Source organism: Williamsia sp. (assembly GCF_016462415.1).
Taxonomy (GTDB): Bacteria; Actinomycetota; Actinomycetes; order Mycobacteriales; family Mycobacteriaceae; genus Williamsia_A.
In genome coordinates this window covers 1-15445 of record NZ_JAEMTF010000082.1, presented here as the reverse complement: position 1 = coordinate 15445, position 15445 = coordinate 1, and the positions used below count along the sequence as shown (strand labels likewise).

At 70.7% G+C, this 15445-nt stretch carries 17 protein-coding genes; 15 read left to right on the top strand and 2 right to left on the bottom strand.

The genetic code is table 11. From position 1 onward, the window contains the following. On the bottom strand, positions 1–555 hold a 555-nt coding region (locus tag JHC79_RS17350; protein WP_296393088.1), incomplete at its 3' end, for a lipid droplet-associated protein. A 70-nt stretch (positions 556–625) separates the two neighbouring features. Here JHC79_RS17350 and JHC79_RS17345 point away from each other — a divergent pair. The 9 genes from JHC79_RS17345 (at position 626) to JHC79_RS17305 (ending at position 8149) form a co-directional block, all read left to right on the top strand. Continuing rightward, a complete protein-coding gene (locus JHC79_RS17345) occupies positions 626–1576 on the top strand; it encodes a 4-hydroxy-3-methylbut-2-enyl diphosphate reductase (protein ID WP_296393086.1) in 951 nt (316 codons plus the stop codon). Positions 1577–1585: 9 nt separating this feature from the next. Further along, positions 1586–2917, top strand: coding sequence for a type VII secretion-associated protein (locus tag JHC79_RS17340; protein ID WP_296393084.1), 1332 nt, complete (start codon positions 1586–1588; stop codon positions 2915–2917). A 156-nt stretch (positions 2918–3073) separates the two neighbouring features. Continuing rightward, positions 3074–3517 carry a 50S ribosomal protein L13 gene (gene rplM, locus JHC79_RS17335; RefSeq protein ID WP_188490799.1) on the top strand — a complete coding sequence of 148 codons (444 nt, stop codon included), beginning with the start codon at positions 3074–3076 and terminating at the stop codon, positions 3515–3517. A 104-nt stretch (positions 3518–3621) separates the two neighbouring features. Then, positions 3622–4080: a 30S ribosomal protein S9 gene (rpsI, locus tag JHC79_RS17330; RefSeq protein ID WP_296393100.1), complete on the top strand. Its 459-nt coding sequence runs from the start codon at positions 3622–3624 to the stop codon at positions 4078–4080. Positions 4081–4239: 159 nt separating this feature from the next. Continuing rightward, complete coding sequence (gene glmM, locus JHC79_RS17325) at positions 4240–5592, top strand: phosphoglucosamine mutase (RefSeq protein ID WP_296393081.1); 1353 nt, start codon at positions 4240–4242, stop codon at positions 5590–5592. Beyond that, on the top strand, positions 5589–6302 hold the full coding sequence (locus JHC79_RS17320) for an HAD family hydrolase (protein ID WP_296393080.1): 714 nt from the start codon (positions 5589–5591) through the stop codon (positions 6300–6302). Before glmM ends, JHC79_RS17320 begins: the two co-directional genes overlap by 4 nt. Positions 6303–6363: 61 nt before the next feature. After that, positions 6364–6735: a hypothetical protein gene (locus JHC79_RS17315; protein ID WP_296393078.1), complete on the top strand. Its 372-nt coding sequence runs from the start codon at positions 6364–6366 to the stop codon at positions 6733–6735. Beyond that, positions 6732–7994 (top strand): hypothetical protein, encoded by a 1263-nt coding sequence (locus JHC79_RS17310; protein ID WP_296393076.1) that lies wholly within the window; start codon positions 6732–6734, stop codon positions 7992–7994. The genes JHC79_RS17315 and JHC79_RS17310 overlap by 4 nt, the downstream gene beginning before the upstream one ends. Further along, a complete protein-coding gene (locus tag JHC79_RS17305) occupies positions 7991–8149 on the top strand; it encodes a hypothetical protein (RefSeq protein WP_296393074.1) in 159 nt (52 codons plus the stop codon). The genes JHC79_RS17310 and JHC79_RS17305 overlap by 4 nt, the downstream gene beginning before the upstream one ends. Here the strand turns inward: JHC79_RS17305 and JHC79_RS17300 are convergent. Beyond that, complete coding sequence (locus JHC79_RS17300; protein ID WP_296393072.1) at positions 8127–8972, bottom strand: dienelactone hydrolase family protein; 846 nt, start codon at positions 8970–8972, stop codon at positions 8127–8129. The genes JHC79_RS17305 and JHC79_RS17300 overlap by 23 nt on opposite strands. 63 nt (positions 8973–9035) lie before the next feature. On the opposite strand from JHC79_RS17300, the gene glmS reads away from it, so the two are divergent. The 6 genes from glmS to tsaB all read left to right on the top strand — a co-directional run. Further along, entirely contained in the window at positions 9036–10898 is a 1863-nt protein-coding gene (gene glmS / locus JHC79_RS17295; RefSeq protein WP_296393069.1) for a glutamine--fructose-6-phosphate transaminase (isomerizing), read from the top strand. A gap of 4 nt (positions 10899–10902) precedes the next feature. Beyond that, positions 10903–12339 (top strand): NAD(P)H-hydrate dehydratase, encoded by a 1437-nt coding sequence (locus tag JHC79_RS17290; RefSeq protein WP_296393067.1) that lies wholly within the window; start codon positions 10903–10905, stop codon positions 12337–12339. Continuing rightward, positions 12336–13499 (top strand): alanine racemase, encoded by a 1164-nt coding sequence (gene alr / locus JHC79_RS17285; RefSeq protein ID WP_296393065.1) that lies wholly within the window; start codon positions 12336–12338, stop codon positions 13497–13499. Before JHC79_RS17290 ends, alr begins: the two co-directional genes overlap by 4 nt. Further along, positions 13496–14545: an alpha/beta hydrolase gene (locus JHC79_RS17280; RefSeq protein WP_296393063.1), complete on the top strand. Its 1050-nt coding sequence runs from the start codon at positions 13496–13498 to the stop codon at positions 14543–14545. Before alr ends, JHC79_RS17280 begins: the two co-directional genes overlap by 4 nt. Next, the gene (gene tsaE / locus JHC79_RS17275; RefSeq protein ID WP_296393061.1) at positions 14542–15036 is read left to right on the top strand and encodes a tRNA (adenosine(37)-N6)-threonylcarbamoyltransferase complex ATPase subunit type 1 TsaE; all 495 of its coding nucleotides are present in this window, start codon (positions 14542–14544) and stop codon (positions 15034–15036) included. Before JHC79_RS17280 ends, tsaE begins: the two co-directional genes overlap by 4 nt. A gap of 11 nt (positions 15037–15047) precedes the next feature. Continuing rightward, positions 15048–15445 (top strand): tRNA (adenosine(37)-N6)-threonylcarbamoyltransferase complex dimerization subunit type 1 TsaB (gene tsaB, locus JHC79_RS17270; RefSeq protein WP_296393059.1); only part of this gene is annotated, 398 nt, incomplete at its 3' end.

Below are 15445 nucleotides of genomic sequence, written 5' to 3'. Positions count from 1 at the left end.
AGGTGCGGCCTTGGCGGCAGGGGCCTTCTTCGCGGCTGCCTTCTTGGCGGGTGCCTTGGCAGGCGATCTGGTGGGCTTCGTCGGGGGAGTGGGCTCGACGGTGTCGGCCTGCTCCGAGGGCATGTCCGCGGGGGTGGGCTCGTCCGGTCGGGTCGGGATGTGACCGGGGGTGGCGGACTCGGTGGCCGTGTCCTCGGTTGTCGCCGCGGCGGTCGGTGCGGCCGTGATGGGAGTGACCGTCGCGGTCCCCGAGGTCGACGCGGAGCCGGTCGGCGGCTGCGACTTGGGGTCGTGCGTCACATCCGCGGGTGCGTCGTCGTCGAAGGTCGCCCACTCGGGTTCCTCCTGCGCGCGATGGAACAGGGCGTCGAGGACCTCGTCACCCTTGATCGCCAACTCGGCGATTCCCTGCTGGAAACGCATGCCGGCCTGCAGCGTCTGGCTGACGGCAGTCATCGGGAGGGTGACAGCGGTGCTCGGCAGCTTCCGGGTCTCCTCGATCGCGGTCACGATGAGGCCGGTGACGACGCGAGCCGCGAACGGTGGACGAATCATGGGTCAACTCTGCCTCATCGCCGCGGTGGTCACCACAAATGGGGTGAGAAAGGCACGTAGTCTGAACGCCATGACCGCCAAAAAAGTACTCCTGGCCGAACCCCGCGGATACTGCGCGGGAGTCGATCGGGCGATCGAGACGGTGGAGCGGGCCCTGGAGAAGCACGGCGCACCGGTCTATGTGCGCAAGGAGATCGTGCACAACCGCCATGTCGTGGAGACGCTGACCGATCGCGGCGTGGTGTTCGTCGAGGAGACCGACGAGGTGCCCGAGGGTGCGCTCGTCGTGTTCTCCGCGCACGGCGTCTCGCCCGCCGTCCACGCGTCGGCTGCGGCGCGCAACCTGCGGACGATCGACGCCGCCTGCCCGCTGGTGACGAAGGTCCACCAGGAGGCGAAGCGATTCGCCCGCGACGACTTCGACATCCTGCTCATCGGCCACGAGGGCCACGAGGAGGTGGAGGGCACCGCGGGTGAGGCGCCCGAACACATCCAGCTCGTGGACGGCCCGGACGGCGTCGACGGTGTCGAGGTGCGCGACGAGTCCAAGGTGATCTGGCTCTCGCAGACGACGCTCTCGGTCGACGAGACCATGGAGACGGTGGGACGTCTGCGCGAGCGGTTCCCGCTGCTGCAGGATCCGCCCAGCGACGACATCTGCTACGCCACCCAGAACCGTCAGGTGGCGGTCAAGGCGATGGCTCCGCACTGCGACCTCGTCATCGTCGTGGGGTCGACGAACTCGTCGAACTCGGTGCGGCTGGTCGAGGTGGCACTGCAGGCCGGTGCCCGCGCGTCGTACCTCGTCGACTACGCCCGGGACATCGACACCGCGTGGTTCGAGGGCGCGGACACCGTGGGCGTCACCTCCGGTGCCTCGGTGCCCGAGGTCCTGGTCCGTGGCGTCGTCGATCTGCTCGCCGAGCACGGTTACGGCACCGTCGAGACGGTCACCACGGCGAACGAGACCCTCACGTTCGCACTGCCACGGGAGTTGCGACCCGCCCGCAACGCCGGCTGATCTGCGGCGATGGTCCTCGCCGAGACGGCGTCGCGCACCGCTGAGGTCGGCTCGTCGTCGCTTCGGGCCGCGGTGGTCGACGTCGCCTACTCCCGACTGGAGGTGGCCGGTCGTCCCGGACTGCGTATCGGCACACTCGTCGAATCCATCAACAGCCCGTTCGTGGTCGTCAACGGCGTCCGCCGGCCCGCTCGTGACGCCTGGGCAACGGTGTTCGCCGATGTGCTGACCGGCACCGCCCCGCAGGCGATCACCCTCACCCACCCGACCGCATGGGGCATCCTGCGGACGTCGCTGCTCACCGGGGCGATCGAATCGGTCGTGGCCGACGGCATCACCGTCACGGCGGTGCCCCGCGCCGTGGCGATCGCGCAATCGCACATGGAGTCCTCGGCGCAGGTGTGCGTCGTCGCCGAGTGCCACGACGGCCGCCTCGACGTCCACCAGATGACCCACGACGTCGACGGTTGGTCGGTGTCGGCCACCTCGGTCTTCGACGAGTCGCCGACCGAGGACGACGCCACCGACCTCCTCGAACCCATCGTCGGTGACGCCGTCGAGGCGATCCTGGTCGACGGGGACAACCGCGATCGGGTGGCCGCGACCCTTCGCCTGTTCGAAGACCACACACCGACCGGCCGCATCGCCGCGGTCGAACGCATCCTGCTGCACCGGCACGGCGGCACCCGACTGCCCGCGCCGCCCGTCGGCTCGGCTCCGATCGGATCGGCCGCGCCCAGGTCGCGGGTCAGGACCGCAGCGATCGTCTCCGCGGCGGCGGCTGTGGTGGTCGCCCTGGTGGTCGCGGTCCTCCTCGTGGCACCGTGGCGCACCGATGGCGACGGTTCGCCTCGGGTGGTCGACGCCACCGGAGCCGAGGCGACGACGGGTGGCTCCCCGACACCGACCGGGGTCACCGCCGACGTCGGCCGGGTGTCGGTGCTCGTGCCGGAAGGATGGCGACGCACCAGCGACCCGGTCGACGACGACGGCGCCGTTCCCTTCACGACGTTCGCCGCACGCTCGGACGACCGTCGGATCATCCTGGTGCAGAACTCGGTTCGGTCCGGGTCCACGCTCGACACCGTGGCGGTCAGCCTGCGCAACCGTCTCGACCAGCGCGGGACCGACGTCGTGACCGATTTCTCACCACGGACCCGATACGGCGATCGCGACGTCATCGGGTACCGCGAGACACCTGTGTCGGGCGGGCAGATCCGCTGGTATGTGGTCGTCGAGTCGGCTCTCCAGGTGAGCGTCGGGTGTCAGGACGGCGGTCAGGGTCAGTCGGTCGACGCCGAGTGCCTCGCGGCCGTCCGCTCGGTCGCCATCGCCCCCTGACAGGGTCGTCGTCGGGCATTTTGACTGGTCAGACCCCGCCACGTATTCTGGACCGCTGGTACGCGGCACACACCGGGTCCCGGGTCCCCACTGGTCGCCGGGAGCACCCCGCCGTCGTATCTGACCAGCCCCGATCACACGGAACGGATCACACCTGTGTCCACCTATACCCCCAAGGCCGGTGACATCACGCACGCGTGGCATGTCATCGACGCCACCGACGTGGTGCTCGGCCGCCTCGCCGTGCAGGTCGCCACGCTGCTGCGCGGCAAGCACAAGGCGACCTACGCCCCCCACATGGACGGCGGCGATTTCGTCGTCATCATCAACGCCGAGAAGGTCGTCCTGACCAGCAACAAGGCGGAGCGCAAGCTCAATTACCGGCACTCGGGTCACCCGGGTGGACTCTCCTCGCGCACCACGGCCGAGTTGCTCGCGACCCAGCCCACGCGCGTGATCGAGAAGGCCGTCGTCGGCATGCTCCCCAAGACCAAGCTGGGTCGCGCCATGAGCAGCAAGCTCAAGGTCTACGCAGGCCCGGATCATCCGCACGTGGCGCAGAGCCCCGCTCCCTTCGAGATCAAGCAGGTGTCCCAGTGACCGAGCCCATCGCAAACGAGACCCCCGAGGTCGAGACCCAGACCATCGCCGACTCCGTCGGTGACACCTCGGCCGACTCCGTCGAGGTCGCCGCAGACGACTACGTGGTCGACGAGACCACCGGTGCGGCCACCGATGACGGCGAGTACGCCGCACCGGCCGCGCCCATCGTGCTCGACGGCCCGATCGTGACCGTCGGTCGGCGTAAGGAAGCCGTCGTCCGCGTCCGCGTGTCGCCGGGTACCGGTGGCTTCACCCTCAACGGCCGCAGCCTCGAGGCGTACTTCCCGAACAAGGTCCACCAGCAGCTCATCAAGGCGCCGTTGGTGCTCGTCGAGCGCGCGGAGTCCTTCGACATCATCGCCAAGCTGCACGGCGGCGGCCCGTCCGGACAGGCAGGCGCCCTGCGTCTGGCGATCGCCCGCGCACTCATCGAGGTGCAGCCGGACGACCGTGGCGTCCTGAAGAAGGCCGGCTACCTCACGCGTGACCCGCGTGCGGTCGAGCGCAAGAAGTACGGCCTCAAGAAGGCCCGCAAGGCCTCGCAGTACTCGAAGCGTTGATCCCGGCGCTCACGCGCGGATCCTTGCTGTAGGTCGTGGCAACGAGCAGGTGTTCAGGTACGTCTGGACACCTGCTCGTCTGCGTTCACGGTCATCACGATCGCCGGTGCTGCACCGGTGCGATCGCATCCTCGAAGACGAATGAGGGGAACGACGTCGATGGGACGACTCTTCGGTACCGACGGTGTTCGCGGGCTCGCGAACGTCGACCTCACCCCGGCCCTCGCGCTGGAGATCGCGCGCTCGGCCGCGCGGGTGCTGGGCCCGACGGCCGGCGACGGCCGAGCCGTCGCCGTGGTGGGACGCGATCCGCGCGCCTCGGGCGAGATGCTCGAGGCCGCAGTCTGCGCGGGCCTGGCCGCCTCCGGCGTCGATGCACTCCGGGTCGGTGTGCTGCCGACCCCGGCCGTCGCGTTCCTGACCGCGCACCACGGTGCGGCGTTCGGCGTGATGATCTCGGCGTCGCACAATCCCATGCCGGACAACGGCATCAAGCTGTTCGCCGCAGGCGGTCATAAGCTGCCCGACGATCTCGAGGCACAGATCGAATCCGCGATGGCCGACCCCGCGTCGGCGTGGGCCGCGACCGGTCCGGTCGGGGCCGACATCGGCCGGATCTCTGACGTCGACGACCCCGAACTGCCCTACCTGGCGCATCTCGCCCAGACCGTCCCCACCCGGCTCGACGGTGTCACCGTCGTCGTCGACTGTGCGCACGGCGCCGCGAGCGCGACGGCCCCGGAGGCGTATCGGACCGCGGGTGCGCGGGTCATCGCCATCAACGCCGCACCGGACGGGCTCAACATCAACGACCGCTGCGGATCCACTCACCTCGATGTCGTCCGGGCGGCCGTCCTCGAACACGGCGCCGATCTCGGCCTCGCCCACGACGGTGACGCGGATCGATGCCTGGCCGTGGATCACACCGGCGCAGTGGTCGACGGCGACGCGATCCTGGCCGTCCTCGCGCTCGCGATGAAGGACTCCGGGTCGCTCGCCGCGGACACCCTCGTGGCGACGGTGATGAGCAACCTCGGCCTGCACATCGCGATGCGCTCGGCCGGGATCACGGTGCGTACCACCGGAGTCGGCGACCGCTACGTGCTCGAGGAGTTGCGCAGCGGATCGTTCAGCCTCGGTGGAGAACAGTCCGGCCACGTCGTGCTCCCGTCGTTCGCCACCACCGGCGACGGCATCCTCACCGGTCTGGCGCTGATGGCGCGGATGGCGAGCACCGGTCGCTCGCTCGCCGAGTTGGCGTCGGTGATCACCGCGCTGCCCCAGGTGCTGATCAACGTGCCGGTGCTCGACAAGCACTCGGTGGCCGTCGCCGAGTCGGTGCAGCAGGCCGTGCTCGCCGCCGAGGACGAGCTGGGGGAGCAGGGTCGAGTCCTGTTGCGCCCGTCGGGAACCGAGCAGCTGGTCCGTGTGATGGTGGAGGCAACCACCGAGCCGCACGCGAAAGAGGTCGCCGGGCGGATCGCCGACGTCGTCGGCGCGGTCGGCCGATGAGCGACGGACCGACGAACACGGACCTGAACTACGACGCCGTCCTCTTCGACTTCTCCGGGACGCTGTTCCGTCTGACCGAGCGCGACGACTGGTTCGCCGACCTGCACGACGCGGCGGGCAACCCCATCGACGGAGCGCTGCAGGCGGAGTTGATGCGCCGGATGACCGCGCCCACCGGCATCCCGGCCGAACTCGACGACGAGTCGACCGACGCCTGGTATCGCCGCGACCTGGACCCGACGCTGCATCGGACCGCCTACCTCGCGATCCTGCGGGCATCCGGGCTGACGGTGCCCGGCCACGCGGAGTCGTTGTACGCGCGGGTCGCCGACCCGGAGTCCTGGCAGCCCTACCCCGACGCGGGTGAGGTGCTCACGCTGCTGTCCGAACTCGATGTCGCAGTCGGCGTGGTCAGCAACATCGCCTTCGACCTGCGAGAGGTGTTCGCCCTGCACGGCTGGGACCACCTCGTCGGCGCGTGGGCCCTGTCCCACGAGGTCGGGATCATCAAACCGGACGCGGGCATCTTCACCGCCGCGCTCGACGTGTTGGGAGTCTCCGGCGACCGGACCCTGATGGTCGGCGACAGCGTGGAGGCCGACGGCGGCGCTCGTGCGGTCGGGTGCGCGTTCGCGCATGTCGAGCCGCTGCCCACGTCCGAGCGGCCCGACGGACTCCTGGGCGCAGTCGCCTCACTCGCGATAATCTGACCGATCAGTCGTCGGCGAAACGGACAACCGGCACCGGCGATCGGAACCGATCGTGCCGCAGGTGCGTCTCAGTGTCTCGGACGACGCGGACGATGACACCGCGATCAGGGGGTTCGGTGTGGGTGATGGGATACGGGTCGATCCATCGGCGGTGGCCGCGGTCGGACACCGACTCGATGCGGACATCGATGCGCTCACACGCGCCGCCGCCGACGCCGGCGCGGCGCGTTTCGGCCCCCATTCGGTAGCGGGCGATCTCCGCGAGCACGGGCTCGCCTACTCGAGTGGCATGCGCGACCTCGGCGCCGTCGTCGACGCGCTCGCGGGATCCGTCGCCGACCTCGTCGACCGGTTCGACGTCGCCGCGCGCGCCCTGGACTCGACCGACGCCGACAGCGGGACGTGGATACGTGCCGCGGGCGGGGACACGTGACCACCCGGGCGGACGCGCTCGCCGGGGTGCGGTATTTCTCCGACGTACGTGCCATCGCCGCGCAGGTCGGTGTCGCCGTACCCGACGAGTCGGCGGTCGCTGCCCGTTTCGCGGCGACCGACAGCATCGACCTGGACGCGCTCGCCGGTGACGCGGCCCTGCTCGACGACGTCATCACCACGCTGCACGGTGCGACCGACACCGCGCACGACGCACGTCGCGGGCTTCCGCGTGTCTGGAGCGGTGCGGCCGCCGAGACGGCCGATACGGCGGTCGCCACGCACCTCCGGGCGGCGCAGGACGTGATCGACGGGATCGGTACGGTGTCGGCGACCGTGGCCGCCGCGGCCATCGCACTGGGTCGGGTGCAGGAGGAGAAGCACCGCACGTTGGCGATGCTGCGCACCGACCGTGTTGCGGGACAACCCATGTCGACCATCAGTGTCGACGACATCGACGCCGACCCCGAGTCGTGTCGGGCCGAGATCACCGCCGCAGTCGAGCTGTTCACCCGCACCATGGACGTCGTCGACGATGCGGTCGCAGTCATCCTGACCGCTCTCACCGACTCGTTCGTCGCCCTACCCGCACCGCGGGAGGTCGGGCCGGCGGTGAGCCCGGAGTCCGCGTACCGGTCGGTTCCTCGGCGGGACAGTCACACGAGCCGCCGCACCGATGTCGTCGTCACACCCACGGCCGGGGCCGATCACCGTCGAGGCGGGTCCGACTCGGACGTGGTGGTCGCGGCGATCTCGGCGGGTGCATCCATCGCCGGTGCCGCCCTCGCGGCCGCGTCGTCGGTGGGAACCGCCGCCGCCGCCGGGGTGGGAGCAGTGCTGACCCACCTCATGGACGCTGCCGGTGACACCCGTATCGACGACAACGGGGATCACACGGTCGTTCCGCCGGGACCGCCCTCGGCCTCGCCGGTCCCCGCCGCACCCGATCCTGCCGCACCCGATCCCGCCGCACCGGTCCACAGCGCGCCCGTGCCCGCTGCACCGACGACCTCGATGCAGGGTCCGACGACACAGCCGTCCATCGGCGTCGAGCCGTCGGCGCCGTCGGTGCGGCGGTACGAACCGGAGATCGTGCCAGAGGTGCCTGCCGAGCCGGCGCCGTCGTCGAGCACCGCCGCCGACGACGTCGCGGCGCGGAATGTCCCGTCGGTGGGTCCGCGTCGGCGTGACCGTGAACCGCCTCGCGGCCGGCCGGACCCCGACGACGGCGGTGGGCTGGCATTGGCGGGTGACCGATGAGGCAGGCCGATCAGATCGAGGCGGCCGCCGATCGCGCGGTCGCCGACCTCACCGCGATCCGCGTGGCGCACGCGCGACGCAGGAAACCGGCCACCGACGACGGTGACACCGAGCGAACCGGGCAGACGACGGTCAGCGACGAAGCAGACGACTGACGGGGTCGAGATCCTCGATCTCCGCGGTGGCGGGGTCGACGGTCTGCAGCTTCCCGAGCGCCGTCGTCGGGTCGCCGAAGTCCGAATAGGTCTTGTCCGGTCCGAGATGGGCCAGCAGGAACCCCGCGAGCACCGCGCGGGTGGCTCGCTGGGTCTTCTTGTCGTCGGAGCCGTCACCGAGGCGTTTGCGGATGCTGAAGCCCTCCGCGAGCCCGCGATTGGTCGACTTGGGCACGGTCCGCAGCGACACGCCGTCGCCCTGCAGTGCGTTGCGCAGCGCGAGTGCGTTGGATGTCACACCATCGAGGTCCTTCGGTGCGGCCAGGATCAGCGCGGGAACCCGCGCGCGGTGCGCGGCGGGCAGTACCGCGGGACTGGTGGGCGCGGGATACAGAGCCGCCAACGCCGTGGCCCGCGACGAGTTGCCCGCGGCGAGTACCGCGGCGGACCCGCCCAGTCCGTGCCCGGCCAATCCCAGACGCTCGGGATGGACCGTGATGTCGCCGGAACCCAGGCGAACGCTGCTGATCACCTGCAACGCGGTCTCCAGGTCGGCGGCGAGCGCACGATCGGAGGCCAACGGGCCGCGTTCGGTGTCGGGGACGGCCACGACGATCCCCCACGAGGCGAGGTGCTCGAGGGTGTCGATGTACTGCTTGCTGCGGGTCAGCCAGCCGTGACCGAACGCGATGCCGGGCAGGTTGGTGCCGGATTCGGGTGTGTAGACCACCCCGGGCAGACCGACGATGGCCATGTCACCGCGCAGGACACGATGTGGTCCACGTCGCTGTAGCTGCCCGAACAACTTCTTCACCGAGGTCACCTACACGACCCTATGGCACCAGGGGAGCAGATCGGACGGTCTGCCCCCAGTACCCTGTGACGAATGTGCGGAATCGTCGGATACGTGGGAAACCGGGACGCTCTCGAGATCGTGGTCGAGGCTCTCCGGCGGATGGAGTACCGCGGGTACGACTCGGCCGGGGTCGCCATCCTCGACGGTCACGGTCACACCGCGGTGGAGAAGAAGGCCGGCCGTCTGGAGAACCTGGACAAGCAGCTAGCGACCGTCGGGCGCAGCGAGTTCGCAGGCACCAGCGGCATGGGACACACACGGTGGGCCACCCATGGGCGTCCCACCGACCGCAACGCCCACCCCCACACCAGCCGGGACGGGAAGTTCGCGGTGGTCCACAACGGGATCATCGAGAACTACGCGGCGCTGCGGGCGGAGGTCGAGGCGGCCGGGATCGAGTTCGGATCCGACACCGACACCGAGACCGCGGTGCACATGCTCGATCTCGAATACGCCTCCGGCGCCAACGCCGGCGACTTCGTGGCCAGCGCCTACGCCGTGCTGGGTCGGCTCGAGGGTGCGTTCACCCTGGTGTTCACCCACTCCGACCACCCCGGCACGATCGTGGCCGCGCGGCGGTCGACCCCGCTCGTGGTCGGGGTCGGTGAGGGCGAGATGTTCGTCGGTTCGGACGTCGCCGCGTTCATCGAACACACCCGCGAGGCGGTCGAACTGGGCCACGACCAGGTGGTCGTCATCACCGCCGAGAGCTACGCGATCACCTCGTTCGACGGCACACCGCAGGTGGGTAAGCCGTTCCACATCGACTGGGATCTCGCCGCCGCCGAGAAGGGCGGTCACGACTTCTTCATGCTCAAGGAGATCGCCGAGCAGCCGCAGGCACTCGCCGACACCCTGGTCGGTCACTTCGAGAACGGGCGCATCGTCCTCGACGAGCAGCGGATCACCGACCAGGATCTCCGCGACATCGACAAGGTGTTCGTCGTGGCGTGCGGCACTGCGTACCACGCCGGTCTGCTGGCCAAGTACGCGATCGAGCACTGGACCCGCCTACCGGTCGAGGTCGAACTGGCCAGCGAGTTCCGGTACCGCGACCCGGTTCTCGACCGCTCCACTCTCGTCGTGGCCATCTCGCAGTCGGGCGAGACCGCCGACACCCTCGAGGCGGTGCGACACGCCAAGGAGCAGAAGGCCCGCGTCCTGGCCATCTGCAACACCAACGGCGCACAGATCCCGCGTGAATCCGATGCCGTGCTCTACACCCACGCCGGTCCGGAGATCGGTGTCGCGTCCACGAAGTGCTTCCTGGCACAGATCGCGGCGGCCTACCTGGTCGGTCTGGCGCTCGCGCAGGCCCGCGGCACCAAGTACCCCGACGAGGTGGCCCGCGAGTTCGCCGAGCTCGAGGCCATGCCCGCGGCCGTCGAACGGGTGCTCACCACCGTCGAACCGGTTCGCGCACTGGCCCGTTCGCTGGCGACGAGCCCGACCGTGCTGTTCATCGGCAGGCACGTCGGCTACCCGGTGGCACTCGAGGGTGCGCTCAAGCTGAAGGAACTGGCCTACATGCACGCCGAGGGGTTCGCCGCCGGTGAGCTCAAGCACGGGCCGATCGCGCTGATCGAGGACGGTCTGCCCGTGATCATCGTCATGCCGTCCGCCAGCGGCCGCCCGCTGCTGCACTCGAAGATGGTGAGCAACATCCGCGAGATCCAGGCCCGTGGCGCGCGGACAATCGTGATCGCCGAGGACGACGACGTCGCAGTCGCTGCGTTCGCCGACCACCTCATCCAGATCCCCCGCGTCCCGACGCTGCTCCAGCCACTGGTCTCGACCGTCCCGCTGCAGGTGTTCGCCGCGGCGGTCGCCCAGGCGCGCGGCTATGACGTCGACAAGCCGCGCAACCTGGCCAAGTCCGTGACGGTGGAGTAGGGCCGTGCTCGGCTACCACTGCGCCGACGAGATCCGTGCCGCCGAGGCGGCGACGGGTGACCTGCTGGCGTCCGGTGTCCTGATGCGACGGGCCGCCGCCGGACTGGCCGGGGTGGTCGCGACCGAGCTCCGCGCCCGCCGCGGTGCGGTGTACGGCTCACGCGTCGGACTCGTCGTCGGTGCCGGCGACAACGGCGGCGACGCCCTGTTCGCCGGAGCGTTGCTGCGGAATCGGGGAGTGGCCGTCAGTGCGCTGCTGCTCTCGCCCGATCGCGCGCACGCCGCCGGTCTGACCGCGTTCCGGCGCGCCGGTGGCCGGGTCGTCGACGCGGTCTCCCGTGACCTCGACCTGGTCGTCGACGGGGTGGTGGGTCTCGGCGGATCCGGACCGCTGCGGCCCACGGCGGCAGCGGCTTTCGAGCACGTGAGGGCGCCGGTCATCGCCGTCGACATCCCGTCGGGCGTCGACGCCGACACCGGTGTGGTCGGTGACCCCGCGGTGCGCGCCGCGGTGACCGTCACCTTCGGCGCCCGCCGCCGCGCACACATCCTGGCCGCCGAACAATGCGGTCGGGTCGAGTGCATCGACATCGGTATCGACGTGCCCGCCGCACACCTGATCGCCCTCGACGACCACGACATCGCCACGAACTGGCCGGTTCCGGGCCCGTCGGATGACAAGTACTCGCAGGGCGTCACCGGGATCATCGCCGGCTCCGACAGGTTTCCCGGCGCGGCGATGCTGTGCACCGGAGCCGCGGTGGCGGCCACCTCGGGCATGGTCCGTTACGTCGGATCCGCCGCCGGTGACATCGTCGCGCGCCACCCCGAGGTCGTCGCCGCACCGGACCTCGACTCCGCGGGGCGGGTGCAGGCGTGGGTGATCGGCCCCGGGGCGGGTACCGACGACGACGCCGCCGAACTGGTGCGGCGAGTGCTGGCGACCGATCTCCCGGTGCTCGTCGACGCCGACGGGTTGACCGTCCTGGCAGCGCATCTCGACTGGGTGCAGCAGCGGGATGCGCCGACCCTGCTCACTCCGCACGCGGGGGAGTTCGCACGTCTGGCCGGTGCCCCGGTGGGTTCCGACCGCGTCGCCGCCGTCACCGACCTCGCCGTGCGACTGGGTGCCACGGTTCTGCTCAAGGGACGCATCACCGTTGTCGCCGACGGCGTCGGACCGGTCCTGGTCAACGACGCGGGTGCGTCCTGGGCCGCCACCGCGGGCGCCGGCGACGTGCTGTCGGGCCTCGCGGGTGCCCTCTTGGCCGCCGGCCTGACCGCCCGGGTGGCCGCCGCCTCCGCTGCACGAGTCCACGCCCACGCCGCCGTCCTGGCCGCGCGGGGGGACGACGACACATCTGCGGGCGCACCCATCGGTGCGGCGGACCTGCTGTCGGCGATCCGGCCGGCCATTCGTGAGATGCGTTCGAACGCATGAGCACCGACGGAACGACTGAGCGCCCCCCGCTGGAGGCCACCGTCGACCTCGCCGCCATCGCCCACAACGTCGAGGTGGTGGCCCGGCGGGCGGGGGCCGCGGTCATGGCCGTGGTGAAGGCCGACGGGTACGGGCACGGCGCGACGCAGGTGGGTCGGGCCGCGCTGGCCGCAGGCGCGACCGATCTCGGCGTCGCGACCGTCGCCGAGGCGCTCGCGCTGCGTGCGGACGGCATCACCGCGCCGGTCGTCGCCTGGTTGCACACCCCGAGCACGGATTTCGTCCCGGCGGTCGAGGCCGGGGTCGAGCTCGCGGTGTCGTCGACCCGACAACTCGACCGGGTCATCGCCGCGGGTGCGCGTGCGGGTCGCACCGCTGTCCTCAGCGTCAAGATCGACACCGGGCTCGCCCGCAACGGTGTCGGCCCGCAGGAGTGGCCGGATCTGCGTGACGCGCTCGCCAAGGCGGTGGCCGACGAGTCGATCGTCCTGCGGGCCGCGATGTGTCACCTCGCCCGCGGTGACGAACCCGAGCACCCGCTCAACGACGTCCAGGCCGCCCGTCTCGACGAGTGCGTCCGGGAACTCGACCACCTCGGCGTCCCGCCGCAGGTCGTCCACATCTCCAATTCCGCCGCGGCGCTCGCGCGTCCGGATCTCTCGCGCGACCTGGTGCGCGCGGGTATCGCCGTCTACGGCACCTCGCCGCTGCCGGACGGCTGTGGACTGATCCCGGCGATGACCCTCTCGGCGGAGGTGTCGATGGTCAAGAAGGTCGCGGCCGGGCAGGGGGTGTCGTATGGGCACACCTGGACCGCGCCGCACGACACGACCCTCGCGCTGCTGCCCGCCGGATACGCCGACGGCGTGCCACGATTGCTGTCCAACCAGCTGCGGGTGCAGATCAACGGGCGCTCCTATCCCGGGGTCGGACGCGTCTGCATGGATCAGATGGTGGTCGACCTCGGTGTCGACACCGATGTGGCGGAAGGCGATCGGGCCGTGCTCTTCGGATCCGGGACCGACGGGGGGACCACCGCCAAGGAGTGGGCCGCCACCATCGGGACGATCGACTACGAGATCGTCTCCGGTATCCGCGGTCGCGCACAGCGGACGTACGTGAACTCGTCGGGTCCCGGCGGCCCACAGGTGCCCGCATGAGCGCGGACCGGCCGCAGCGTCTCGGGATCCTGGCCGGCGCAGCGGGATTCGCCGCACTGGGTGCGGTGGCGATCGGCGGGGTCGCCCGTAACGTCACCCGTCGGGCCGATGCCCGTCTCGACCCGAACTCCATCGAGGACTTCCGTGCGATCTACGCCGACCGCGCGAGCTTCGCGACCGTCGACGATGGTGTCCCGCTGGCCATCCGCGAGGTCGGACCGGCCGACGCCGCGGTGACCGTGCTGTTCTCGCACGGTTTCAGCCTGCGGATGTCGAGCTGGCACTTCCAACGCCAGCGGTTGGCCACGGTGTGGGGCGACAATGTGCGACTGGTGTTCATGGACCACCGCGGCCACGGCCGGTCCGGCGCGGCGCCGGCGCACACTGCCACCATCACCCAGCTCGGTGCCGACATCAACGCGGTGATCCGGTCGGTCATCCCCGACGGCCCGGTCGTGCTCGTGGGCCACTCGATGGGTGCGATGGCCATCATGGGTCTGGCGACACGCGCACCGGAACTGTTCGGCGAGAAGATCATCGGCGTCGGGCTGATTTCCACCGCCGCGCGCGGGATCACCGAGGCGGGCCTCGGGCAGGGGTTGCAGAACCCGCTCGTCGACGCGTTCCGTCTCTCGGTGCGCCGGGTTCCCCGGGCGGTTCGCGCCGGCCGCGGCGTCACCCGAGCCGTCATGACACCGGTGCTCACGGCCGCGAGCTTCGGGTCGACCTTCCACTCACCGGCACTGAGCCAGTTCGTCGCGGCGATGATCCAGAACACCCCCATCGACACCGTCGTCGACTTCCTCCGATCGCTGGAGAGTCACGACGAGAGTGCTGCCCTCGCCGTCCTGTCCCGCATCCCGACACTCGTCGCCTGCGGCTACGAGGACAAGGTCACCCCGCTGCCCAACTCGGTGGAGCTGCACGGCGCGTTGGCCGACTGCGAACTCGTCGGCGTACCGGACTGCGGTCACCTCGTGCTGCTGGAACGGCCCGAGGTGATCACCGAGGCCATCGAGCGCCTGGTCCAGCGGAGTGTCCGGTGAGCGGGGGCTCCCACACCCTCGAGCTCCCGCACCGACGGACCCTGACGACGGTCGAGGACACCGAGGCGTTCGGTGCCGAACTCGCCGCCGAGCTGCATGCGGGTGACCTGGTCATCACCGACGGGCCGCTGGGGGCAGGCAAGACGGCGCTCGCCCGCGGGATCGGCGCCGGTCTCGGGGTCACCGGACGCGTGACGTCACCCACCTTCATCATCGCCCGTGCACACGCCCCGGGGCGTCCCGGCGCAGCGGGAATGGTGCACGTGGACGCCTACCGCCTCGGCTCGACCGGCGGCGACGTCCTCGCCGATCTCGACGGGCTCGACCTCGACACCGAGATCACCGACAACGTCGTGGTCGTGGAGTGGGGGGCGGGTGTGGCCGAGCGCCTCGCCGATCGTCACCTGCTGGTGCGGCTGCGGCGCGAACCGGACTCCGACGTCCGCACCGCCACCTGGGGCTGGGTCCGGTCTGCCGACGGTTCCGCATAGGCTGGATCACCGTGCTCGTTCTGACCGTCGACACCTCCACACCCACGGTGACCACCGGGGTCGCCGAGGTGACCCCGGGCCGTGGGATCGACGTGCGCGCCGAGCGCAGGGTGGAGACCCCACGCGGGCACGCCGAGATCCTCACGACCCTGATCCTCGAGTGCCTGGCCGAAGCCGGTGCGGCGCGATCCGACCTCGACACGGTGGTCGTCGGCTGCGGACCCGGGCCGTTCACCGGACTGCGCGTCGGTATGGCGACCGCGGCCGGGTTCGCCGACGCCCTGGCGATCCCGCTACACGGGGTGTGCTCACTCGACGCCATCCGATCCGACGCGCACGCGGGACGGGTCCTCGTCGTGACCGACGCCCGACGCCGAGAGGTCTACTGGGCGCTCTACGGACCCGAGGG

Coding starts and splice junctions, on each gene's coding strand:
- JHC79_RS17345 (WP_296393086.1), top strand. CDS start 626: ATGACCGCCAAAAAAGTACTCCTGGCCGAACCCCGCGGATACTGCGCG.
- JHC79_RS17340 (WP_296393084.1), top strand. CDS start 1,586: ATGGTCCTCGCCGAGACGGCGTCGCGCACCGCTGAGGTCGGCTCGTCG.
- glmM (WP_296393081.1), top strand. CDS start 4,240: ATGGGACGACTCTTCGGTACCGACGGTGTTCGCGGGCTCGCGAACGTC.
- JHC79_RS17320 (WP_296393080.1), top strand. CDS start 5,589: ATGAGCGACGGACCGACGAACACGGACCTGAACTACGACGCCGTCCTC.
- JHC79_RS17305 (WP_296393074.1), top strand. CDS start 7,991: ATGAGGCAGGCCGATCAGATCGAGGCGGCCGCCGATCGCGCGGTCGCC.
- glmS (WP_296393069.1), top strand. CDS start 9,036: ATGTGCGGAATCGTCGGATACGTGGGAAACCGGGACGCTCTCGAGATC.
- alr (WP_296393065.1), top strand. CDS start 12,336: ATGAGCACCGACGGAACGACTGAGCGCCCCCCGCTGGAGGCCACCGTC.
- JHC79_RS17280 (WP_296393063.1), top strand. CDS start 13,496: ATGAGCGCGGACCGGCCGCAGCGTCTCGGGATCCTGGCCGGCGCAGCG.